24 protein-coding genes and 1 tRNA gene are annotated in these 23,049 nt (G+C 47.6%); 21 read left to right on the plus strand and 4 right to left on the minus strand.

Features of this window, described 5'->3' with window-relative positions; translation table 11 throughout:
* Nucleotides 1-50: 50 nt before the first annotated feature.
* The 4 genes from V1L52_RS03815 to V1L52_RS03830 all read left to right on the plus strand — a co-directional run bounded on the left by V1L52_RS03815 (nt 51) and on the right by V1L52_RS03830 (nt 3,977).
* Complete coding sequence (locus V1L52_RS03815) at nt 51-1,142, plus strand: methionine ABC transporter ATP-binding protein (protein ID WP_428770981.1); 1,092 nt, start codon at nt 51-53, stop codon at nt 1,140-1,142.
* On the plus strand, nt 1,139-1,801 hold the full coding sequence (locus V1L52_RS03820) for a methionine ABC transporter permease (protein WP_428770982.1): 663 nt from the start codon (nt 1,139-1,141) through the stop codon (nt 1,799-1,801). The genes V1L52_RS03815 and V1L52_RS03820 overlap by 4 nt, the downstream gene beginning before the upstream one ends.
* 33 nt (nt 1,802-1,834) lie before the next feature.
* On the plus strand, nt 1,835-2,635 hold the full coding sequence (locus V1L52_RS03825; protein WP_428770983.1) for a MetQ/NlpA family ABC transporter substrate-binding protein: 801 nt from the start codon (nt 1,835-1,837) through the stop codon (nt 2,633-2,635).
* A gap of 61 nt (nt 2,636-2,696) precedes the next feature.
* Nucleotides 2,697-3,977 carry an SLC13 family permease gene (locus V1L52_RS03830; RefSeq protein ID WP_428770984.1) on the plus strand — a complete coding sequence of 427 codons (1,281 nt, stop codon included), beginning with the start codon at nt 2,697-2,699 and terminating at the stop codon, nt 3,975-3,977.
* Nucleotides 3,978-3,982: 5 nt separating this feature from the next.
* On the opposite strand, the gene fumC is transcribed toward V1L52_RS03830, so the two are convergent.
* Entirely contained in the window at nt 3,983-5,359 is a 1,377-nt protein-coding gene (gene fumC, locus V1L52_RS03835; protein ID WP_428771858.1) for a class II fumarate hydratase, read from the minus strand.
* A 224-nt stretch (nt 5,360-5,583) separates the two neighbouring features.
* Between fumC and V1L52_RS03840 the strand changes: the two genes are divergently transcribed.
* Both V1L52_RS03840 and V1L52_RS03845 read left to right on the plus strand, forming a co-directional pair.
* Complete coding sequence (locus V1L52_RS03840; protein WP_428770985.1) at nt 5,584-6,759, plus strand: PfkB family carbohydrate kinase; 1,176 nt, start codon at nt 5,584-5,586, stop codon at nt 6,757-6,759.
* Nucleotides 6,734-7,678, plus strand: a complete 945-nt coding sequence (locus V1L52_RS03845) for a pseudouridine-5'-phosphate glycosidase (protein ID WP_428770986.1) — start codon at nt 6,734-6,736, stop codon at nt 7,676-7,678. Before V1L52_RS03840 ends, V1L52_RS03845 begins: the two co-directional genes overlap by 26 nt.
* A 169-nt stretch (nt 7,679-7,847) precedes the next feature.
* On the opposite strand, the gene V1L52_RS03850 is transcribed toward V1L52_RS03845, so the two are convergent.
* A complete protein-coding gene (locus V1L52_RS03850) occupies nt 7,848-8,882 on the minus strand; it encodes an NAD(P)H-dependent amine dehydrogenase family protein (RefSeq protein WP_428770987.1) in 1,035 nt (344 codons plus the stop codon).
* 120 nt (nt 8,883-9,002) lie between these two features.
* The gene (locus V1L52_RS03855) at nt 9,003-9,842 is read right to left on the minus strand and encodes a MerR family transcriptional regulator (RefSeq protein ID WP_428770988.1); all 840 of its coding nucleotides are present in this window, start codon (nt 9,840-9,842) and stop codon (nt 9,003-9,005) included.
* A gap of 219 nt (nt 9,843-10,061) precedes the next feature.
* Here V1L52_RS03855 and rplU point away from each other — a divergent pair, with 219 nt between their 5' ends.
* From rplU to rsfS, 8 genes are all read left to right on the plus strand, one after another.
* On the plus strand, nt 10,062-10,385 hold the full coding sequence (gene rplU, locus V1L52_RS03860; protein ID WP_428770989.1) for a 50S ribosomal protein L21: 324 nt from the start codon (nt 10,062-10,064) through the stop codon (nt 10,383-10,385).
* 6 nt (nt 10,386-10,391) lie between these two features.
* Nucleotides 10,392-10,736, plus strand: a complete 345-nt coding sequence (locus V1L52_RS03865; protein WP_428770990.1) for a ribosomal-processing cysteine protease Prp — start codon at nt 10,392-10,394, stop codon at nt 10,734-10,736.
* 22 nt (nt 10,737-10,758) lie between these two features.
* Nucleotides 10,759-11,016 carry a 50S ribosomal protein L27 gene (gene rpmA / locus V1L52_RS03870; protein WP_428770991.1) on the plus strand — a complete coding sequence of 86 codons (258 nt, stop codon included), beginning with the start codon at nt 10,759-10,761 and terminating at the stop codon, nt 11,014-11,016.
* 2 nt (nt 11,017-11,018) lie between these two features.
* On the plus strand, nt 11,019-12,107 hold the full coding sequence (gene obgE / locus V1L52_RS03875; protein WP_428770992.1) for a GTPase ObgE: 1,089 nt from the start codon (nt 11,019-11,021) through the stop codon (nt 12,105-12,107).
* Between the two features lie 67 nt (nt 12,108-12,174).
* Entirely contained in the window at nt 12,175-12,849 is a 675-nt protein-coding gene (nadD, locus tag V1L52_RS03880; protein WP_428770993.1) for a nicotinate (nicotinamide) nucleotide adenylyltransferase, read from the plus strand.
* Entirely contained in the window at nt 12,836-13,468 is a 633-nt protein-coding gene (gene yqeK, locus V1L52_RS03885; RefSeq protein ID WP_428770994.1) for a bis(5'-nucleosyl)-tetraphosphatase (symmetrical) YqeK, read from the plus strand. Before nadD ends, yqeK begins: the two co-directional genes overlap by 14 nt.
* A complete protein-coding gene (locus tag V1L52_RS03890; protein WP_428770995.1) occupies nt 13,465-14,667 on the plus strand; it encodes an LCP family protein in 1,203 nt (400 codons plus the stop codon). The genes yqeK and V1L52_RS03890 overlap by 4 nt, the downstream gene beginning before the upstream one ends.
* Nucleotides 14,668-14,686: 19 nt before the next feature.
* A complete protein-coding gene (rsfS, locus tag V1L52_RS03895; RefSeq protein ID WP_428770996.1) occupies nt 14,687-15,031 on the plus strand; it encodes a ribosome silencing factor in 345 nt (114 codons plus the stop codon).
* Nucleotides 15,032-15,085: 54 nt separating this feature from the next.
* On the opposite strand, the gene V1L52_RS03900 is transcribed toward rsfS, so the two are convergent.
* The gene (locus V1L52_RS03900; RefSeq protein ID WP_428770997.1) at nt 15,086-15,304 is read right to left on the minus strand and encodes a hypothetical protein; all 219 of its coding nucleotides are present in this window, start codon (nt 15,302-15,304) and stop codon (nt 15,086-15,088) included.
* A 143-nt stretch (nt 15,305-15,447) separates the two neighbouring features.
* Here V1L52_RS03900 and ispE point away from each other — a divergent pair, with 143 nt between their 5' ends.
* From ispE to V1L52_RS03935, 7 genes are all read left to right on the plus strand, one after another.
* On the plus strand, nt 15,448-16,326 hold the full coding sequence (gene ispE / locus V1L52_RS03905; RefSeq protein ID WP_428770998.1) for a 4-(cytidine 5'-diphospho)-2-C-methyl-D-erythritol kinase: 879 nt from the start codon (nt 15,448-15,450) through the stop codon (nt 16,324-16,326).
* A 42-nt stretch (nt 16,327-16,368) separates the two neighbouring features.
* Nucleotides 16,369-16,656 carry a septation regulator SpoVG gene (spoVG, locus tag V1L52_RS03910; protein WP_428770999.1) on the plus strand — a complete coding sequence of 96 codons (288 nt, stop codon included), beginning with the start codon at nt 16,369-16,371 and terminating at the stop codon, nt 16,654-16,656.
* Nucleotides 16,657-16,710: 54 nt separating this feature from the next.
* Nucleotides 16,711-16,783 (plus strand) — tRNA-Gln (locus V1L52_RS03915).
* A gap of 138 nt (nt 16,784-16,921) precedes the next feature.
* Nucleotides 16,922-17,476 carry a 50S ribosomal protein L25 gene (locus V1L52_RS03920; protein WP_428771000.1) on the plus strand — a complete coding sequence of 185 codons (555 nt, stop codon included), beginning with the start codon at nt 16,922-16,924 and terminating at the stop codon, nt 17,474-17,476.
* Nucleotides 17,477-17,479: 3 nt separating this feature from the next.
* Nucleotides 17,480-18,922, plus strand: a complete 1,443-nt coding sequence (tilS, locus tag V1L52_RS03925) for a tRNA lysidine(34) synthetase TilS (protein WP_428771001.1) — start codon at nt 17,480-17,482, stop codon at nt 18,920-18,922.
* A complete protein-coding gene (gene ftsH, locus V1L52_RS03930) occupies nt 18,922-20,904 on the plus strand; it encodes an ATP-dependent zinc metalloprotease FtsH (RefSeq protein ID WP_428771002.1) in 1,983 nt (660 codons plus the stop codon). The genes tilS and ftsH overlap by 1 nt, the downstream gene beginning before the upstream one ends.
* A gap of 15 nt (nt 20,905-20,919) precedes the next feature.
* Nucleotides 20,920-23,022 carry a hypothetical protein gene (locus V1L52_RS03935; RefSeq protein WP_428771003.1) on the plus strand — a complete coding sequence of 701 codons (2,103 nt, stop codon included), beginning with the start codon at nt 20,920-20,922 and terminating at the stop codon, nt 23,020-23,022.
* The last annotated feature ends 27 nt before the right edge of the window (nt 23,023-23,049 follow it).

The following is a 23,049-nucleotide window of genomic DNA, read 5'->3' on the forward strand; positions in this document are numbered from 1 at the left end:
TGACTTTATCGATACAAAACGTATAAAATAGCTTTTTAGGAGTTTTATTCATGCGCATCCTCTTGGATTCACTGACAAAAACCTACGCAGCGGGGAACGGCGATATACATGCCGTACAAAACGTTTCTCTTTTAATTCCGTCGAATACCGTGTACGGCATTATCGGAAAAAGCGGGGCCGGAAAGTCCACCCTGGTGCGCCTTATCAGTTTGCTCGAAAAGCCGGACTCCGGTTCGGTGCTGTACGACGATGTGCGCGTGGATAATTCGGATAAAAAAACGCTTATCGAGCGCCGCCGCCGCATCGGTATGATTTTTCAAAACTTCAATTTGTTCGGCTCGCGCACCGCCGGTGAAAACATAGCCTATCCCATGGAAATTGTCGGCGCATCCAAGCAGTATATAAAAACACGTACGGCCGAGCTTTTGCATTTAGTCGGCCTTGACGGAAGGGAAAAGGCGCCCATCAGTACGCTTTCGGGCGGACAAAAACAGCGGATCGCCATCGCCCGCGCTTTGGCAAACAAGCCCGACATCTTATTTTGCGACGAGGCGACCAGCGCTCTCGACCCGCAAACCACACGTTCGATTTTGCTTCTTATACGCAGTATTCAAAAACAGATGAATTTAACCGTTGTCATGATTACCCATCAAATGGAAGTGGTGCGCGATATTTGCACCCATGTCGCCGTTTTGGATGAGGGAAGGGTTGCCGAATACGGTACGGTTACCGATATTTTCAGCCGCCCCAAAACCGCCGTTACAAAGGACTTTTTGGCAAACCTTGCCGTTTCGGACAAGGCGCTTCCCGAACCGACTGATTCCGAATCTTCAGGCGATAATCGCGGTTCAGACGGAAGCTCCGCCGGCACACATGACGGCTTTGTACGCTGGTCCAAAGACGGCGGAAAGTACATTTTGAGGTTTATCGGAAGCAATACGGGAGAGCCCGTCTTAAGCCGCCTTTCGCGCCTTTTTAATGTGGAATTCAATATACGGGCAGGCGGCATTCAGCATTTAAGCGAAGGCGATGTCGGAACCCTTGTTACCGATATAACCGGAGCCGCCGATGAGTTGAACAAAGCCTTACTGTGGCTCGAAAGTCAGGGCGTTATTGTCGAAATTGAAGGAGAAAACCCGTGAGTTCCGTACAAAATCTCGCGTTTTTAGTGGGGAAGGCAACAGGCCAGACATTGATAATGGTTTTTTCTTCAACCTTTTTTTCGGTTTTGCTCGGCCTTCCCGTCGGTATTTTGCTGTGCACAAGCGATCCTGCAGGTATTCGGCCGCGCCCTCTTTTGTATCAAGTACTCACGCGCATTGTAAACGTTTTGCGTTCTTTTCCGTTTATTATATTGATGATTTTACTGTTTCCCCTGTCGCGTATTTTAGCCGGTACGAGTATCGGTACGGCGGCGACGATTATTCCGCTTTCGATTGCGGCGGCCCCCTTTGCGGCGCGCATTATAGAAACGGCTTTAAAGGAGGTAGACGCGGGGGTTGTACAAGCCGCCCGCGCTATGGGTTCCACCAATATGCAGATAATCGTCAAAGTTCTGCTTCCCGAAGCGCTTCCCTCTCTTACGGCGGGGATAACCCTTACGATAATCAATCTTATCGGTTATTCGGCTATGGCAGGCGCAATAGGAGGAGGCGGCTTGGGCGATTTGGCAATCCGCTACGGGTACCAGCGTTTTAGACCCGATGTAATGGCGGCATCTGTTGCGGTTATTTTGATATTGGTTGAAATTATTCAAGCGGCAGGCTCCAAACTGAGCGCCGCTCAAATGAAAAAAAGGTGATGTGAATCACTGCATATAATTAGGAGTATAACTGTGAAAAAACACATGCGGATTTTATGTGCGGTTTTTGCCGCAGCGGTATTGTTTGCTTCATGTGCAAAACAAAAAGATGAAAAGGTTTTAAAAGTGGGGGCGACTCCGGAACCTCATGCGGAAATGCTTAAGCTGGTAGTCGAAGATTTGGCTTCTCAGGGGATTAAGCTTGAAGTAATCGAATTTACCGATTACGTTACACCGAACGACGCCTTGGAGAGCGGTCAAATAGATGCGAATTTTTTTCAACACTTGCCGTATATGGAATCCTTCAATAAGGAAAAAGGCTACCGCTTGGCAAATGCCGGCGGTATTCATATTGAACCGATTGCCCTGTATTCAAAAAAAGTAAAGGCCTTGTCGGATTTGCCTTCGGGAGCCGTTATTGCAATTCCGAACGATCCTACAAACGAAGGAAGGGCATTGCTTTTGCTGCAATCCGCCGGTTTAATCAAGTTGAATGCAAGCGCCGGTATTACCGCAACGCCTCAGGATATAAGCGAAAACGCCAAAAAACTGAAATTCCGCGAAATCGAAGCCGCTTCCCTTCCGCGCGTATTACAGGATGTTGATGCTGCCGTTATTAACGGAAACTATGCCATCCCCGCCGGTTTACGCGCTTCCAAAGACGGCTTGGTTGTTGAAGGAGCGGATTCGCCCTATGTGAATATTATCAGCGTAAAAGCGGGTAACGAAAAAGATGCGCGCATCAGCGCCCTTGTTAAAGCTTTGTGCAGTAAAAAAATTGCGGACTTTATCGAAAAGCGTTATCCGAACGGGGAAGTCGTAAAAGTATTTTAGAGATTTTCCCGACGCTTAAGGTTTTGTACCGGAATACCGCCGCTTGCAGGAGTTTTGTTCTATGGAAATGAAGTGGATTGTTTTGGCGCTTGCCGCTCTTATGTATGTTACCGTTATTATTTTCTCGGATAAAAAACACTGGGTTTCGCTTATTGCAGGGGCGGCGGTTATTCTTATCGGGGCGGTTTCTCCGGTTCACGCCCTTGTCACGCTTATCAATTGGAATATTTTGGGGATTTACATAGGTTCTCTTATAATCGCCGAACTTTTTTTATATTCGCGCGTGCCTAACCGCCTTGCCGATATGATTATCGAAAAGCTTCCCGATACGGGAACTGCCATTACCGCCATTTTAATTATGACCGGTATTATTTCGGCCTTTGTCGAAAACGTCGCGACCGTATTGGTTATGGCGCCCATTGCCCTTTCCGTGTGTAAAAAACTGCGTATTACCCCCATATATTTTATGGCCGGTCTTGCGGTGATGGCAAATCTGCAAGGGACGGCAACCTTGGTCGGAGACCCTCCTTCCATGATATTCGCTTCCTATGCCCGCTACGGTTTTAACGACTTTTTTATCTATCAGGGCCGCATGTCGATTTTTTTTGTCGTTCAAATGGGAATGATTGCAGGCGCCCTGTATTTTTATCTGTATTTTACGAAGGTTGCAAATATCGGCAAGCAAAAAATCAGCGTCGAGCGCGAAAGCATTGTGTCGTTTTTCCCGACGGTTTTATTGCTTTTAATGATTGTCGCCCTGGCTGTCTGCTCGTTTTTTCATATTGAATATTCGGGCGCCTTTGTGATGATTCTCGGTATCGCCGGTTTGATATGGTTCCGTTTTATCCGTAAAGAGGGGTTGCAAAAAACCGTTTTAATGATTAAAAATCTCGACTGGGAAACCATCGGCTTTTTAATCGGCGTTTTTATCGTTATCGGAACGGTTTCGGAAACCGGCCTTTTGGAAGATTTTGCCCTCTTTTTGCGCGGCATAATCGGCGGCAATAAGCTGTTGGGATTTGCCGTCATTATCCTTGTATCCGTTATCATCTCCGGTTTTGTGGATAACGTGCCCTATATTATCGTTATGCTGCCTGTCGCCGCAACCCTTGCGCAAAATCTGGGCTTAAAAAGCGAATTGTATATGTTTGCCCTTTTGGTCGGTTCGTGCATGGGCGGAAACCTTACCCCCTTCGGCGCTTCGGCAAATATTGCGGCTATGGGCATATTAAAAAAACAGGGCGCGCCTATGTCCTTTGCCGATTGGTGCAAAATCGGCGTTCCCTTTACCCTTATAACCACGGCGGCCGCCTCAATCCTTTTATGGTTTTTGTGGGGATAAATCCCTTACACCATAGTTTCCGGACGTACAAGTTCGTCGAAGCGTTCGGCGGTTAAAAAGCCCAGTTTGACGCAGGCTTCTTTTAAGCCGATGTTTTCGCGGTGGGCTTTTTGCGCGGTTTGTGCCGCTTTTTCGTAGCCTATGTGCGGGTTAAGCGCGGTAACGAGCATAAGCGAATTGCTTACGTTAAATGCCATGCGCTCCCTGTTTGCACGAATACCGCGCGCGCAGTGTTCCGTAAAGGATTCAACCGCTTCGGCTAAAAGCCGCGCCGACTGCAAAAAATTATAAGCGCACACGGGCATAAAGACGTTCAGTTCAAAGTTTCCCTGACTTGCCGCAACCGATACGCTCACGTCGTTTCCCATAATTTGTACGGCAACCATGGTTACCGCTTCGGCTTGCGTGGGATTTACCTTGCCGGGCATAATGGAAGAGCCGGGTTCGTTTTCCGGAATAAGGATTTCTCCCAAACCGCAGCGGGGGCCCGAAGCCAAATGCCGTATGTCGTTTGCAATCTTCATCATGTCGCAGGCGAGGGACTTTATCGCTGCGTGCGCAAACACCGCTTCGTTTTTGCTTGTAAGTGCGTGGAATTTATTTTGCGCCGTATAAAAGGCGGTGCCTGCAATTTCGCCCGCTTTTTCGGCGGCTGTTTCGGCAAAGCCTTTCGGGGCGTTTAATCCCGTACCGACCGCCGTTCCGCCCAGGGCAAGCTCCCGCAAAGGCTCAAGCGACATGGTAAGTAAATCGCGCCCCCTTTCCAAAGAAGAACGCCAGCCGCTTATTTCCTGAGAAAAGCGCAGGGGAACGGCGTCCTGCAAGTGTGTGCGCCCTATTTTTATTACATCCTCGTTTTCTTTTTCCAGCTTGTAAAAAATATCGATAAGGCCTTGTACTGCGGGGATGAGGCGCTTTTCGCATATCAATACAAAGGCTATGTGCATGGCTGCCGGGAAGGTGTCGTTTGAAGACTGGCTCATGTTTACGTCGTCGTTCGGGTGCAAAAGCTTTTTCCCTGCAAGGGAGTTTGCGCGGTTTGCAATCACTTCGTTGACGTTCATATTCGTTTGAGTGCCGCTTCCCGTCTGCCATACCACAAGCGGAAACTCGGCTGCAAGCTTTCCTTCGATTATTTCATCGCATGCCGCTTCTATTGCGCGCAGTTTTTCTTCAGTCATTTTATCGGCAAGCAAAATGCGGTTTGCCCGCGCTGCCGCCTTTTTTAATATGCCGAATGCACGGATAATTTCTTCGGGCATAGTTTCGATTCCCGCGCCGATTTTAAAGTTGTTTTTACTGCGCTCCGTTTGCGCTCCCCATAAGGCATCGGCGGGAACTTGAACTTCCCCCATTGAATCGTGTTCGGTACGGTATTGCATAAAATTCTCCATAATTAAGCATAATTAAGATGCCGACAAAGTGCGAACTCAACCGGCGCCGTGTTGCCGTGTAAGTGTAGCGCAAAATCCCGATTTAAACAATACGGATGTCCGTACTCACCGGAAACGGGACACAAGCGGATGTTAAAGCGCAAAAATTATCTCTTGACATATTCTTTGTTTATGCTTATCCTGTATAAGGATTTGCTTACAAGGAATGAGGTATGAAAAAAATTACCGCCCGGGAAACCGAAATCTTGCAGTGGATACGCGAAAATCCTTTAATTTCTCACCAAGAACTTGCCGAAAAAGCGGGTATTACGCGCTCGAGCGTTTCGGTGCATATTTCGAATTTAATAAAAAAGGGTTTGATTTTAGGCAAGGGCTATGTAACGGGCGGCTCAAAACCGGTTGCCGTTATCGGTGCGGTTAATATCGATATAAGCGCATCCGCTTCGGCCGCATTCCGCAAAGCCGATTCCAATCCCGGAAAAATACGGGTCGGCGCGGGCGGTGTGGCTTTTAATATCGCTTCAAATCTGGCTCTGCTCGGCCTTCCCGTGCACTTTATAAGCGCATTCGGAGGAGACACGCATGCCGCATTTTTAAAACACAAATGCTTTGAGCGCGGCCTTGATATATCCTCCTCTTTAACCGCAGATACGGCCTCGTCTTCTTCTTACGTATGTATAAACGATGAAAAAGGCGATATGGTGGCGGCGGTAAACGATATGGATATATACGAACATCTGACGCCTGAATATATCGAAAAAAAATTGCCGCTTATAAACAAGTCGGCGCTCTGCCTTATCGACACGAATATTCCCGCCGAAACGATTGCATATATCGCCGAACATTGTACCGTTCCCCTTATTGCCGAACCCGTTTCCACGCACAAGGCGGTAAAACTTTTGCCCGTTTTGCACAAACTGTATGCCCTTACACCGAACAAAACGGAAGCCCTTGCCCTGTATAACGCTTCCCGTCAAAACTCTTTGCTCCGGACCGGTTCACAAACGGAAGCGAAACCCGCTCTTGCAGAACTTGCCCGCTTTTTTATCGAAGGCGGGGTGCAGCGTATCTATATTTCGCTCGGAGAAAAAGGCTTGTTTTGCGCCGATAAAACCGGCCGCTGCCGCGTAAAAGCCTATGTACCCGAAAATACGGACGGGGTACGCTCAGGTGCGCACATAAGCAGGCAATCCCTTATCAAAAATACGACGGGGGCGGGCGACAGTCAAACGGCGGCCGTCGCATGGGCGGTTTTAAAAAATATGAGCTTAAAAGAAAGCGGTTTTGCCGGAATCGCGGCTGCATCCCTGTGTTTGGAAGTCAATGAGGCGGTAAACGATAATCTTACGGAAGGAGTGTTATATGAACGAATACAAAAAATATCTTGACGTTTCGCCCGAAGTGAGCGAAGCTTTAAAGGCGGGTAAACCGGTGGTTGCCCTTGAATCGACGATTATTTCGCACGGAATGCCCTATCCGAAAAACGTAGAAACGGCCTTAGCGGTTGAAAAGATAGTCCGCGAAAACGGGGCCGTTCCTGCAACGATTGCCGTTATCGGCGGCCGCCTTAAAGCGGGTATCGGCACCGATGAAATCGATTATTTGGGAAAAACTGGTCTTGCCGTTACAAAGGCGAGCCGCCGCGACCTGTGCATTTTAACCGCGCAAAAAAAAGACGGGGCCGCAACGGTTGCCGCCACGATGATTATCGCCGCGATGGCCGGCATTAAAGTTTTTGCAACCGGCGGCATAGGCGGGGTGCACCGCGGTGCGGAAACGACGATGGACATTTCGGCCGACCTTGAAGAATTGGCAAAAACGAATGTGCTGGTTGTATGCGCGGGAGCAAAATCGATTTTGGATTTGGGCCTTACCCTCGAATATTTGGAAACGCGCGGCGTTCCGGTTGTAGGCTATCAAACCGAAGAACTTCCCGCCTTTTACACGCGCTCAAGCGGCTTTAAAACCGACTGCCGTATGGACAGTCCCAAAGAGATAGCCGAAGCTTTTTATGCAAAGCTTGAGCTCGGCTTGGCCGGCGGTATGGTTGTTGCGAATCCCATACCCGAAGAATTTGCGATGGACAAAGATTATATCGATAAGTCCATAGAAGATGCTCTTGAAAAAATGAATGCGCTCGGCATTACCGGAAAGCGCACAACACCCTTTTTACTCGACGAAATTCAAAAAATTACGGGCGGTAAAAGCCTCGAATCGAATATCCGCCTTGTGTACAACAATGCGCGCTTAGCCTCACAAATTGCCTACGGATTAAGCACTTTGGAACAAAGCGCTTTGGAACATTAAGAGGTCCGGATATAAGGTAATTAGGCAGACGAGGGGGCAAAAAACGGCAGGGAAGGGCGCAGCGGAACACGCTTCGTTTTTCCCCGCCTTTCGGGGGCGGTGGCGCCCCAAAACTTCGGTTTGTAGACAGCCCCGCCCGTTTTAATCGGCCTGCTTTAATCCGTCTTTTTTAATCCACATACATATGCATGGGGTATGACAGGTATTTAAGTTCGCTTAATTTTTCTACGGTAATGTAGCCCGGAGGTGCTTCAAGTACCGTGGGTATTCTGTTTACGATTGTAGCGCATGTGTGTTCGACCGTTGCCGGTTTTTTTACAAAAAAGACCGTATCGGGTTCGCCCGTTATTTTCCAATCGCACATATCGCCGTCGTCCGGGCCGTACACCTTTCCGATACACTGGGTTTCGATAATCGGGCCTTGGAATGTTTCGGTCGTTACAACCGCACTCATACCGATACAGTTCCCCTTGGGAATGGTTTTGCCCAGCGTGTCCGAATATAAGTCCTTGTCGTAAAAATACGGAACGCATTTTTGGCTTTGCGATTTGATTGTCCAGCCCATTTTATTGCACAAACATTCGTTCGAATTCCATACATATGCCGGCTCCAGGGTTTCAGGATGAGCGATTTGAGCTTCGAATTCATCGGGAGTTAATCCGGCTCCGTGGGCTTTTGCAAGTGCAAGACCGTAGTCTTCCACATTATAGCTTACCGCCCCTTCGATTTTTTTGATATTGTGAACGCCGCCTGCAACGCAGCCTATCATGTTGACCCAATAAATATCCTGCATACCCGCGCCGACTATCGTACAGCCGTGTTCCTTTGCCAGTTTGTCGAGCCTGTTTGTAATGGCGGAAGCCGTTGTCCACGGATAAATCGCTTCTTCGCAGGTTGTAATGATGTTTATACCGCGTTCGGCGCATTTTTCCATGTGCGGCGCCATATCGCTCATAAAGCTGAACATAGTCATAACGGCGATGTCCGCATCGCATTCGTCCAACACCTTGTCGGCATCGTCGCGGACAACCACTCCGATGGGAAAACCCAAGCCTGCAATTTCGCCGACATCTTTACCGACCACTGCCGGATTTACATCGATAGCGCCTACAATTTCCGCACCTTTTTCATACAGATACCGCAACGTCCATTTACTCATTTTACCGCATCCGTATTGTACTACACGAATTTTTTCCTGACTCATAGACTGCCTCCTTTAAGACGGGTTTTAACGGCGTGAACTCAGAGTTCCGTCCGCTCCTATATACATCTTAAAGCTTGTACTTGGTATAAGGTCAAGAAAAAAATAATAAATATTTATAGATTATTTTTCAAAAAAAACGGGTATTTGTAAGCGCAAAAACAAATCGCGCTCGGTTTCCCATGCCATTGCAATGTCCGAAATTTCTTCGCACAGGTAATCGCCGCCGATAATATAGTTTCGCCTTTGTATTTCATCAAGCAGGCGGCAAATATACTCCTTTTCTTTATAAAAATTATCGCAGTAAATGCACAAGTACATTCCCGGTTCCAAAACCGTAATCAGTTCGTCGGGAACAAATTGACGGTCTACAAAAACGAACACTTCCGAAGAATAAAATTCTTTGCGCAAAAGATTGTCTTTGCGCAAAATGGTACCGGCATTGTAAAAATAGGTTTGCGGCAAACGGTTTATTTCCAATTCGTTTTTTAAATCCCGCAGCATTTTTTCGTAAGTACCCAAATCGTGGTCGTACACGTTGATACCCGAATCGATGCAGTATAAAAAACGCTTTCCTATATACTCAAGAACGATTGTACCGTCGGGCGGAGCGCATTTATAGCGCTCGAAGCTTTCGATTGTACGCTGAACGGCCCGCCGCTGGCATTTTAATTCCAAAATATCTTTGTCGATTTGATTTTGCCGTTGTGTCAGAATTTCGTGCATGTAGCACATATCTTTTTCTTTAAGCTGTATTTTGATTTCTTTTAGATTCATACCCAGGGCTTTCATATAACGGATCATATCCAAAACGGCGCTTTGCCGTATATCGTAAAAACGGTAACCCGTTAAATCGTCCCGCGATACGGGCTGCAAAAGCCCTTTTTTTTCATACAGGCGCAGTGTTTGCTCGGAAATACGGTTCAGTTTCGCCATTTGCCCTATCGTCAAACAGTTTTCCATAATATATCTCCGCTTATAATTGGTACTCACTTTATTGAATTTGTCAAGACCCGTATAAACCCTTGACGAGGCCGCTTAAAATATAGTATACTGTTCATTACATTGGGACTGAAAAGCCGGCGGCTTTTTTGATTCCCCCGTCCGGCTGTCCCCGTTTTTGCCGGATTTGGCAGGAGTTTCCCCCTGCCGCAAATAAAACAGGTAATAGAGGTGTAGAAGATGTACGCACTGGTTGAGTATAAGGGTAAACAGTATAAGGCGGAAAAAGACGCTCTTATTACAGTGGACAAGCTCGATGTTGAAAAAGGACAAACCGTCGATATAGATACGGTTATAATGGTAAATGACGGTAAAAACGTGCAGGTGGGAACCCCCTATGTAAAAGGTGCAAAGGTTTCCGCGGTTGTGGAAGATTCGTTCCGTGATAAAAAAGTGCTTGTGTTTAAATACAAAAGCAAAAAAGACTATCACCGGACTATCGGCCACCGCCAGCACTATACGAAAATCCGCATTACCGGCATTTCGGCAGGGCAGGCCGAATAAGAGAGCGTGATACGGGCTGTACTTACCCGTTTTGAAAACGGTGATTTGTATTCCTGTGCGCTCAGCGGTCATTCCGGCTTTGCACCGGCGGGCAAAGACATCGTATGCGCGGCGGCCAGTATACTGGTACGCACGGCATTGGAGGTCTTAAACGCACAAAGCGGAATTGAATTAAAAACCGATATTCCCGGACGCGGAGAACTTTCCTTTACGGTAAAAAAAAGAAACGAAGCGGCTTCGGGGATTTTAAGTTATACGGCGGATTTTTTGCAAAAGGGGCTTTTGTCATTGCAAACCGATTATCCGCCTTACATATCGGTGCGCATAAACCGCGCCGATGCAAACGATTGATTAAAATGCGGAGGTATATACTATGGGACGTAAAAAAGGCGGAAGCGGCGCTAAAAACGGCCGCGATTCCAATCCGAAATATTTAGGTGTAAAAGCATACGGCGGAACCTTTGTGCCTGCCGGCTCCATACTCGTGCGCCAGCGCGGGACAAAAATTCATCCGGGCGATAATGTCGGCCGCGGAAAAGACGATACCCTCTTTGCAACCGCAACGGGTGTTGTGTCCTATCATGAACGCAAGGGTCGAAAGCTGGCTTCGGTAATCCCTGCTCAAGCTTAAACGTGATTCAATTTGCCGACGAAGCTCTCATAGAAGTCCGCTCCGGTAAGGGCGGCAACGGCTGTATCGCGTTCCGGCGCGAAAAATACGTTCCGCACGGAGGTCCCGCAGGCGGCGACGGCGGCCGGGGCGGCAATGTCGTTTTTTGCGTAAAGCACAATCTCAGAACCCTTGCTCATTTACGAAAACAGCCTGTATTTAAAGCGCAAAACGGCGGCGACGGCGAAGGCCGAAACCGCCACGGCGCGGACGGGAACGATGTTATTATTCCGCTTCCTCCCGGAACAAAGGTAACCGATGCCGAAACGGGAGTTCTTGTTTGCGATTTTACGGGCGAAGAGGAAAGCGAAACCGTTACCTATTTAAAAGGCGGCAAGGGCGGCTGGGGCAACGTTCATTTTAAAAGTTCGGTAAATCAGGCGCCGCGCTACGCCCACGAAGGAAAGCCGGGCGATGTAAAAAAACTGCGCGTCGAATTGAGCATTATGGCCGACATCGGCTTGGTGGGCTTTCCGAATGCGGGAAAATCCTCCCTTCTCGATTACTTTACAAACGCCCGGCCTAAAATCGCGCCCTATCCGTTTACAACCAAGATTCCCAATTTGGGCGTTTTACGCATCGACGACGAACAGGATATCGTTATAGCCGATATTCCCGGCATTATAGAAGGAGCCGCCGAAGGCGCCGGCTTGGGAATTCGCTTTTTAAAGCACATATCGCGCACCGCAGGCCTTGCCTTTATTATCGATTGTTCCGACGACAACTATGCGGCAGCCTACGAAAAACTGAATGCCGAATTAAACGCTTTTTCGCCCGAACTGGCATCAAAAAAGCGCATTATTTTATGCAATAAAATCGATGTAGGAGATGCGGCCTTTCGTGCTGCCGAAATTGCCGAAACATACAAGGATATGATAACGGTTCCTCTTTCGGTGCATACGGGCGAAGGCTTGCTCCGGGTTAAAAAAGAATTGATAACTCTTGTATACGGCGGCAGCGTTCAAGCGGTTCGGGACAAAAAAAGCGATTTTCTTGCAAGCCGCGCGTCGGTAGACGATCAAGAGGTACAGTATCCGGGATCCGAGCAATGAAACTTGCGGTTTTGGAATGTTCGCACGTGCGAACCTGTAACTGCTTATATGGCAAGGAATCTGACCGATGAAACTTGCAATTTTGGGCGGCTCTTTTAACCCCGTCCATAATGGGCATCTTTTTTTGGCAAAACAGGCGGCCGACGAGTACGGCTACGAGCGTGTGTTGTTTATTCCGGCGCGCGAGCCGCCTCATAAAACTTTGGCTTCAGGCGCTTCCGATACCGACCGTTTGGAAATGCTTAAACGGGCTTTAAACGAATACGGCGACAATCGTTTTTTTATTGACGACTGTGAATTAAAGCGCTCAGGCCCTTCCTATACTATCGATACCGTATACGATTTGGAAGCGCGCTATGCGGGGGCATTGGAAGGAAAAATAGGCCTTATTATCGGAAGCGATTTGACCGCCGATTTTTCAAAATGGAAAAACGCCGATCTTTTGGCCGACAAAACGGATATTGTACTCGGCCGCCGTCCCTGCCTCGATGCTGAGAAGCTGCCCGAGGGCGGTTTTTCTGCTGCGGAAGCCGGCGTTCCCGATAAACCGCATCGGGCAGGCGAGCATTCCGGTGCAGCGGGGATTTTCCCCCGGCCGCACCTTCGGCTTCACAATGAGTTTTATGCCGTTTCTTCGGCTGCGATACGGCGCATGACAGCCGAAAAAAAAGATTGGAAAGCCCTTGTTCCCGCAAGCGTTTACGGCTATATTGTAGAGAGGAAGCTCTATGGCTGTGAATAAAGACACCGATGCGGATATTGTGAACGAAACGCCTTCGCTTCCGATAGGTGCCGCTCTGATTGAACGCCTTTCCCTCTATACGGCTTCCGCTGTGAATCCGAAACGCTATGAGCATTCGGTGCGCACCGCCGTAACCGCAGAGCGCCTGTGCCGCCGCTACGGTCTTGATGCGCAAAGCGGTTACTTTGCCGGCATTGTACACGATATGTGTAAGGATATGGACAGCGGGGAAATCTTTTCTTTGGCGGTGCTTGACGGAGAGCCCGTATCCGATTTGGAAATGGAAAAAAAATCCCTTTTGCACGGAAGGGCGGCGGCGGTTCTTTTAAAGCGCGATTTCGGCATACACAACGGCGATATTTTGGAAGCGGTTGCCTGCCATACCTTCGGATATGCCGGTATGGGAGATTTGGCAAAGGTTTTATACATTGCCGATAAAATAGAACCGCTTCGCCCGCACAGCGGAGAAAAATATATTCAAAAATGTATGACGCTGAGCTTAAATAAACTGCTTTTAAAAATTGCAAAGGAAAACACGGCGTATTTGAAAAAACAAAAAAGAACCCTTGCGCCGGCAACCTGCGATTTGATAAAATCATTAAAAGAGGAGACGGAATGACAAAATATAAACCGCAGTTCGGTTCTTCAAAGCACATTATCTTTTTATTGCTTATTATCGCCGTTTTGGCGGTATCCGTTTTTTTATTGATTTTTTCCCTTAAAACAAACCCCGTAGATGAAGTGCTGCAAAACGACCAGATTATAAAATTGCTCATTGTCATTGAAGACGGCGGAGAAGCTCTTTCGACCATGCTGATGGCCTATTACCCCGTGTCTCACCGCGGCGCCCTTATAGACATACTCGGAAACACGGGTGCAATATACGCAAGCTTGGGAAGGGTGGACCGCATAGATGCCGTGTACAAAGAAAAGGGTATTGAAGTGTACCGGGCCGAAATAGAAAAGCTGACCGGCATGTCAATTCCCTTTACAATGGAAATAGGTTTGCAGGAATTTTCGGAATTAACCGACTTTTTGGGCGGCCTTCGCGTATTCGTTCCTTATCCGGTTGACGATAAGATTGACGGAGTGCCTTATTTATTGCCCTCCGGCTCGGTGACGCTTGACGGAGATAAAATACGTACGTATATTTTATATGAAAACAAAGAAGCCTCCGCCGCGGACCGTCAGGACCGTTTACAAAATACGGTGGTTGCGTTTTTAGCGGCATTGAATAGAGGCCGCTCGGATATTTTTAAAAAAAAGGTTTTTCCGGTCTATGCTTCACGTATACGGGCCAATATAGACAAAGAAGGCTTGTATAGCCTTTTGGAAAAAATAGCCATGATAGATGCCGAGCGTTTGTTTCCTCAAGCGGTGACGGGTTCTTTGCGTGCGGTGGACGGTAAAACGCTTTTATTCCCGTACTACGACGGACAGTTGATTAAAGACGTATTAAAGCAAACCGTTTCGGCCCTCCTTTCGGAAACCGAAATTGTGCACAGCCGTATCTATGTTTTGGCGATACAAAACGGCACAACGGTGCAGGGTTTGGCAAAAAATACGGCTGCGTTGATGCAAAGTGCCGGTTATGATATTTTAAGCGCTGCCAATGCCGATACGAACGACTATGAAAAAACGGTTATCATAGACCATATAGGAAACAACGAAATTGCAAAAAACATAGGGAACTTTATACGCTGTACAAATATACAAACCGCCGAAATAAGCAAAGACGAGGATGTATCCGAAGTCGATACCCTTGTCGACTTTACGATTATTTTAGGCAGGGATTTTGACGGCCGCTATGTGCGCTGATTATTTTAAAGAGGATACTATGAAAAACGAAAAAGAAAAAGCCTTGGAAATTGCCGGTATTTTAACCGATTATAAGGGCGCGGATACGGCTGTATTGGATGTTTCTCAGTTAAGCAGTTGGACCGATTATTTTGTTATTACCACGGTAAACAGCAGTGCTCATTGGAAGGGCTTATACCGCCAGGTAAAAGACTATGCAAAGGCTAATGCCTTGGAAATCCGCGTACCGAGCAGAAAATTGCCCTCGGGCGACGATTGGAACCTTATCGATATGGGCTCGATAGTGGTGCACCTTATGACAAGCGATGCGCGAAATTTTTATGATTTGGAAAAATTGTGGCACGGAGGTGAAAAGCTCCTCTAGGCGGTTCCGGCCGGAAAAAGGCCGAAACCGAACGTTAAATACCGCGGGGGACGATTATTCGTCTAAGTCGTCGTCATATTCAAAGTCATCATCATATTCAAAGTCATCGTCGCCTTCGTCGTAATCGTCCAGATCGTCGTCCATGAACTCATCGTCGTCAAAATCGTCAAAGCCGTCATCGTCGAAATCATCGTCAAACTCATCATCGTAGGCATTTTCGATAACATACCCCGCGCTTGAAGAATAATCCAGCAACTCGCTGTCAGTGAGCATTTGAGTACTTCCTTACTTAGTGTCTTTACTCTAACATAGATGAGAGTTATATTTGTGTCAACCTCTTTTTTTAAAAAATATAAAAAAACATTTTTTTGCGGCAAACCGTTTGACAAAAAAATAATTTTCTGTATAATTTGATTATGCCGAATAATTTGCGTATTCGTGCCTCGGCAAAGCTTAATTTGCATTTGCGGGTGCTTTCACCTGATGAATCGGGACGAAGCGACGGATACCATAATATTGAAAGTGTTTTACAAGCGGTCGATTTATATGATGAATTAACCGTAAGTAAAACGGCGGAAAATCGAACATGCCGTTTGGAAGTGAACGGTATGGAACTTCCGGCGCACAACACTTTAACGGCGGCGTATACGGAATTTTGTAATCTTACCGGTGTTTCGGACGGGGTGCGTGTCGTATTGACAAAGCGTATTCCCGCAGGAGCCGGTTTGGGCGGCGGGTCTTCGGATGCGGCGGCTTTTCTTACCGTTTTGGACAGGCTTTTTAATACGGAGCTTTCTCCGAAACAAAGGTTGTATGCTGCAAGCCGGATCGGGAGCGACGTTGCCTTTTTCCTGTCCGGCGGATGTGCCGTGGTGACGGGACGAGGCGAGTTAGTTAGGGAAATCGAAGCGCGTACGGACCTTTTTTTTGTTCTTGTGCAGCCCGATGTTCACAGTTCTACAAAAGAAGCTTACGCGCTTTTGGATGAACGTATGAACCGTCCGCAGTCAAAGTTGTTTCCCCCTTTGGCGGATCTTGAAAACATCTATCGAAAGCCCGCAGCCGACTGGACTTTCGCTAACAGTTTTACGGAACCGCTTACGGAATCTTATCCGGTTATCGCAGGGGCATTGGAAAGCGTAAAAGCTTGCCGTGCCGACTTTGCCGATATGACGGGAGCGGGTTCCATGGTATACGGTGTTTTTTCTTCCGAGACGGAAGCGAAAAATGCTTATGCTCAATTATGCGGCGATTGGCGGTGCTTTTTTGTAAAGCCCTGCAAAGCGTTTGCATAGTCGTGCCGTGCACGAGGGTATCTTACCATGTGAGGAGTGGTTATGCAGATTACCGAGGTTCGTATTCGCAAAGCGGCGGTTGAAGGCAAGTTAAAAGCATACGTTACCGTTACTTTTGACAGCTGTTTTGTTGTGCACAATATTAAGGTTGTTGAAGGCAAGTCCGGTTTATTTATTGCTATGCCGAGCCGCAGAACCGGATCGGGAGATTATAAGGATGTTGCTCATCCGATAAGTTTCGATTTTCGTACCGAACTGCAAAACAGAATTCTTGCAGAGTACGAAGCCGGGCATGTAGAAGATACTCCTGAAGCTGCGGATTTTGAGTAAACCGAGTACAATCCCGTGCGCGGGTTTATTTTGAAACGGCATGCATATTTTTATTGGACCGTCGGCAAGTGGTAAGCCCCCGGTTTTTGGTACCGGTATTCCGCTGGTTCGAATCCAGCCGGTCCAGCTATAAAACACCTGTAAAGACCGCGTTTTTACAGGTGTTTTTATGAAAAACTCTGGCGTGATGAACGATGGGGTGCATTCTCTTTCTCATTTTGCAGTGTTTTTCCCTATATTTTATTTTCTCAATGAGGAGTTTAAGATGGAAGAATTGGTTTTAAAGGCCGCTTCGCGTACCGCAACGGGTAAGTCTGCAGCAAAAAAATTACGTGCGTCGGGAAGAATTCCGGCGGTTATGTATAATGCAAAAGGTGAAGCTTTTATGCTCGATGTGGATGAAGCCGAATTTACCAAGGTATGGAAAACCGCAACGGCTACAACCCTTGTATCCCTCGTAATCGACGGAAAAGAAGGCAAACCCGTTTTAATTAAGGCTACCGAATACGATATTATTACCGATAAAAACCTTCATGTCGACTTTCATGCACCCGACCCGGATAAGCCGCTTACCGTTACGATGACGGTTTTGGTGCGCGGTAACCCCGTGGGCGTACGCGAGGGCGGTGCCTTGGAAAAGGGTATCAAAACAATCGATATCAAATGCTTGCCCAAGGATTTACCGGTACGCGTTATCGCCGATGTAAACGAATTAAGCTTGAACACCGAGTTAAAGGTAAAAGATTTGAACCTCGGTGCGGGAGTAACCGTTCTTACGGGAGCCGATGAAGTTGTCGCTGCGGTTCGCCCTTTGCGCTAAGTTGTGAATATTTTTTCGGAAAAAGCTGCGGCGGGTTTGGAAAAATGCGGTATCGGTTTTTCTTCAAATCCGCCGTCTTTACTTTTGGCGGTTTCAGGCGGTATCGATTCAATGGTGATGCTTTATGCTTTGAAAGAGCTGTCTGAAAAGATACAGGCAAAAAATACCGCCGCACTTCCGCCTTTTTTTTTGTCGGTTGTAACGGTTAACCATAATATCCGGCCTGCCTTTGAAACCGAAGGGGATACGTCCCTGGTGGAAGCCTGTTGTGCTGCCTTGGGCATCCCCTGCGTTATACGCACGATTCTTCCCGGAAAAATCGAAGAACTTGCCCTTGAAAGGGGCGGAGGGATTGAAGAAGCGGCACGCTTTATGCGTTATAACCTTTTGGAAAAGGAGGCGGCACAAAGGGAAGCCGACTTTGTATTGCTGGCCCATAACCGGGACGATCAATTGGAAACGCTTTTGCAGCGTTTTTTGCAGGGAGCCTCTGCGGGAATTTCAGGCAAGGCTGCGGCGGGTATGGCACGGCGACGCGGTATTTTTTGCCGTCCGTTTTTGGATATTTCCCGCTGCGAAATAGAGGCTTATGCCGAAAAATACAGGGTTCCCTTTCGCGAGGACAGTACAAATGCGGATGCCGCTTATTACCGTAACAATCTCAGATTACACCTTGTTCCGCTTTTAAATGAACGTTTTCCCGGCTGGGATAAGGCCGTCCTTTCCGGTGCCGAAAAGGCTCTGAAAACGGGTGCGTTTATTGAAGAGGCGGCCGCATCTATCGTATGGAAGCCGTCTATGCACAGCCTGCAGGCTGTACAAACGGAGGCGGCCTTTTTTTTTGCAGCCGCATTTCCCGTGCGTATACGCGCCCTCTATGCGGCTGTGGAAAAAGCGGGCGTACGGGCGAGAGTTCCCTATGCCCTGCTTAAAGCCTTTGCCGCCGGACAAAAAAAGGTGTGCGGGGCGGGCATAGAGCTGAGTTGTATAGGACAGCGTGTGTATGTACAAAAAGAGGGGCAAAAAGAAAAAAACACCGCTGAAAATAAAGGGCCTTTTTTTCTTAATATACGCAAGCCGGGAATCTATGAGCTTCCCTTCGGTACCGTGAAAGTCGGGCCCGAGGTACAGAAAGGGGACTGTCCTGCCGAAAATAAATACGGAGACGTATATACGGGGCCTTTTAAGCTGCCTTTTGAAATACGGAGCTTTTATACAAAGGGGCGTATAAAAACTGCCGACGGAAAACATAAAAGCTTAAAAAAAATTCGAAGCGAATGGGGAATTGCTCCGGCACATAAAGAGCTTATTCCGGTAATCGAATACTCCGGTGTTCCCGTGTGTATATGGGGACAGCCCCTGGGGTATCCTACATGGTATGTTAAGGATTCTATCCGTGATGAGGACGATACCGTTTTGCTTTATTTTATAGTTAGGAAAAATTGATGATGAAACATATGAAACAGCCTTTTATACAGGATGACGGAAAAAACGGTAAAAAAAACGGAAAACAGGGACCGCATATAAATCCTTCAGGCGGCCGCTTCGGATTTTCATTTTTACTTCTGATTGCGGTTTTTTCTATCTTTTTTGTGCTTTTAAATCGGGAAAATACGGCTCTTCCGATGATAGCCTACAGCGACTTTTTGGCGGCGGTTGAACAAGGACATATACGAACCGTACAGATTCAGGACCAAAAAATAATTTCGGGTACCATGGGCTCGGTAAATGCCGCGCCCGATATGCAGTCGCGCTTTCAAACCGTTATTCCCTATGAAGATCCCGCACTCATGTCTTTTTTGGAGCAAAACGGGGTGGAAGTGTCGGGGAAGATTTCCAAACCGAGTCTTTTAACCGAACTTTTTAATTATTTACCGCTTATTATCATGTTTTTCTTTGTATTTTTTATTATGCGGCAAATGTCCATGCAAAACAGCCGCGGTATGCAGTTCGGAAAAAGCAGGGCGCGCCTTTTCGACAATAATAAAAAAAAGGTAACCTTCAACGATGTCGCCGGCCAGGAAGAAGCGAAAAAAGAATTGGCGGAAATCGTCGATTTTTTGAAAAATCCCAAAAAATACCGCGAAATCGGCGCAAAAATACCCAGCGGCGTGCTTTTGGTCGGCAGTCCCGGAACGGGAAAAACGCTTTTGGCGCGCGCAGTCGCCGGTGAAGCCGACGTTTCGTTTTTGCACATTTCGGGAAGCGATTTTGTCGAAATGTTTGTCGGTGTCGGTGCAAGCCGTGTGCGCGATTTATTCGAGCAGGGAAGAAAACGTGCGCCCGCGATTATCTTTATAGACGAGCTTGACGCGGTAGGACGCGCGCGCGGTGCCGGTTTCGGCGGCGGCCACGATGAGCGCGAGCAAACTTTAAACCAAATGCTGGTGGAAATGGACGGCTTTGACAACAAGGACGGCGTTATCGTCTTGGCGGCAACCAACCGCCCCGATGTCTTGGATCCCGCGCTTTTGCGCCCCGGCCGTTTCGACCGCCAGGTACACGTTACGCTTCCCGACATTAAAGAGCGCGAATCGATTTTACTCGTTCATGCAAAAAAGATAAAAATTACCGACGATGTGGACTTTAAGCATTTTGCGCGCGCCACTTCGGGCATGAGCGGGGCGGACTTATCGAATATGATAAACGAAGCCGCCTTATTTGCGGCACGCAAAAACAAAGAAAAGGTGTCCTTTCCCGAATTGGAGCAGGCGCGCGATAAAATCCTTATGGGGGTTGCCCGCGAATCAATGGTTATGCCCGAAAAAGAGCGCGTAATGACCGCCTGCCATGAAGCGGGGCACGCCCTGCCGTACTATTATTTGAAGCACGCTTCTCCCTTGCACAAGGTAACGATTATTCCGCGCGGACGGGCACTCGGTCTTACGGTCGGTCTTCCTAAAGAAGATTCCTATTCTCACACAAAAAGCTGGCTTAAAGACCAGCTGGTTATTATGTTCGGCGGTTATGCGGCCGAATCGATTGTCTACGGCGATACGACTACAGGCACCCAAAACGATATACAGCGGGCAACCGATATTGCGCGCCGCATGGTATGCGAATGGGGAATGTCCGAAGATTTGGGCGCGGTTTCCTACGGTAAGGAAGACGAACCTATTTTTATGGGAAAGGAAATCGAGCGGCGCAAAGGATACTCGGAAGAAAGCGCCCAAAAGATAGACCGTGCCGTCGAAAAAATCTTAACCGAAGCGAAAAAGCGTGCGGTAAAAATCTTAACCGAGCACCGCGATAAGTTGGATAAGCTTACCCAAGCTTTGGTTGAAAAAGAAACCCTTGACGATACGGAAGTGCGCGAACTGCTCGGCTTTGAGCCGCTTAAAGAGCCTGCCGAAAACGAAGAAGAAGCCGGAAGCGGTTTGGAAGGGCCGCGCGTCAATTTACGCGGACAAAAAAAAGCCGAAAACTGAACAGAGGAGGCGGCTATGCGGAAAAAATATTTTAATTCGGTGCGTCTTGCCGCACTCTGTTATCTGTGTGTATCCGCGGTGTGTGCTTTTTCGCAAACGGATACATACTACCGCAAAACCGCCGTGCGCCATATAGAAACGGCGAAAAAACTTTTAGCCGAAGAAAATTTTGACGCTTCTTTTTCTCAGGCTGCTTTGGGCCTAAGTTACGACAATACAATCGCCGACTTGTATTTTATCCAAGCACTCGGTTTATCGGCGCGCGGCGTTCCGCCCTATATGATTCTTCCCGCGGTAAAGGCTTCTTTGGGTGCGCAGTGGTACGATTATAACCGCGATGCTGCGCGGCTTTTACTTGCGGATTTATTACTGAAAACCGGAAAAAGTTCCGAAGCCCTTGCCTTATTGGACGAAAAACCCGCCCTGTATACGCGGGACGCTTTGTATAGCCGCGCCCGTGCCCTCTATATTTCGGGAAAAATCGGCGAAGCCCGGGCAATGATAAAAAGGGCCGCGTTTCAATACCCCGAAGACGAAGGTTTTGCGCTTTTATTTTTTGATGCCGAATATCCGGTCCCGTATTCGGATACGGATGCGGATTTTGCCGAATTAAGCGAATTGTTTTTATCGAGGATAGGACTGCTTGAAAAAGCGAATCCCGATATACTGCTTAAAGCCTCGGTTTTTGCCCCCCGCTTGGAAGATACAAAACGCTTACTTAAGGCATGGAATGTATACGGAAAAACCGATGTCCGATACGGCCTTTATGCACTGCAAGCCGGTCTTTTAAGCGAAAATGCCGCATTCGATTATATGCTGCCCTTTTTAAGCGGTACAATCGATTATAACGCGTTAAAACATTTTATCTCTTTGATTACGGAACGGGATGTAAAAGACCGTTTGCGCCGTTTTTATGAAAAGTTCGGAGGGACAATCGCCTTTGATACGAATAAAGACGGTATTCGGGATATGAGTGTCCGCTATCGTATGGGACGACCTTCTCTTATAGAATATGATAAAAATCAGGACGGACAAAAAGAATGGGAAGCCGAATGCGATTACGGTGTGCCCGTAAAGTTACGTCTTTTTCCTGAAAATATACTGCTTTGGTACGATGTCTGGCCGGCGGCAGGACAGGTTATATGCGGCGCCGAGAACGGAAAAAAAACATACACAGCGGATTCCCTCGCGGCCAAAACCTGTAATCAAAGCTGTACCTACAGTTTACGCGATAAAAGTCTTTTTTGGACTCCCTTTCAGATAATAAGAGAACCCGTTTCCGAGATTCAGGGAGAAGCTTTTTTACATATTCCGGTTATAAACGAAAACACGCCCGATTTTCCCTTGCAGGATTTATTTGCTCTTTCTCATACCGTCGAAAGGCAAACAACCGAATATGCGGACAGCAAGGTAAGGTTCAGTCTTTTAAATGGCCGAATCCAATATGCCGTTTATACGGATAACGGAACTCCCTATGCATACGGATATTTTGAAGACGGCATACTCCGTTTCAGAAACACGGATAAAGATAAAAACGGTACCTATGAAATGACCGAATTCTACGGCTATGATGCCGAAAAGGCTGCCGAAAAAGCCGACGGGCAAAGCGGCGAAGAAGAAAAAGAATTAAGCCTCCGTCTGTTCGGCTGTGAAGATTCGGCCCGGGGGCTGTATATACAATCCGCGGTGTTTAAGAACGGAGAAGACGTCCGTACCGAAGAATACGGACGCGACGGAAGTTTTGTTTTATCGGAAAAAAGCGGAGAAAGTGGGGGATGGAACCTGAACTACACAAAACGGAATGAAACGGAAGAACTCATAGAATACGATCATCCTTTCAGCGGGCGGCATGTTTCGGTTATGCTGGAAAAGAGTATTCCCGTTTCCGTAAACGGACAACCCGTTACAAAAGATCCGGCTGCCCCGTTTTTTTGGATTGGCGAATATCCGGGTAATTTTTATGCCGAAATGATGATACAAATGCTTAACCGTAAGGGCGGTTCGGGTGTTATAGTTACGGTAAGCGATTTACTTTGGGTAAAAGAAAAGGATCGATTTATCAGAATTTTCGCCGTAAAAAACGGAAACACCTGTTTCGGCGAAGTGTTGTACGAATAAAAATATTGTACGGATAAAGGAGTTTTT

The sequence above is a fragment of the Treponema sp. HNW genome, from assembly GCF_050320395.1.
Lineage (GTDB): Bacteria > Spirochaetota > Spirochaetia > Treponematales > Treponemataceae > Treponema_C.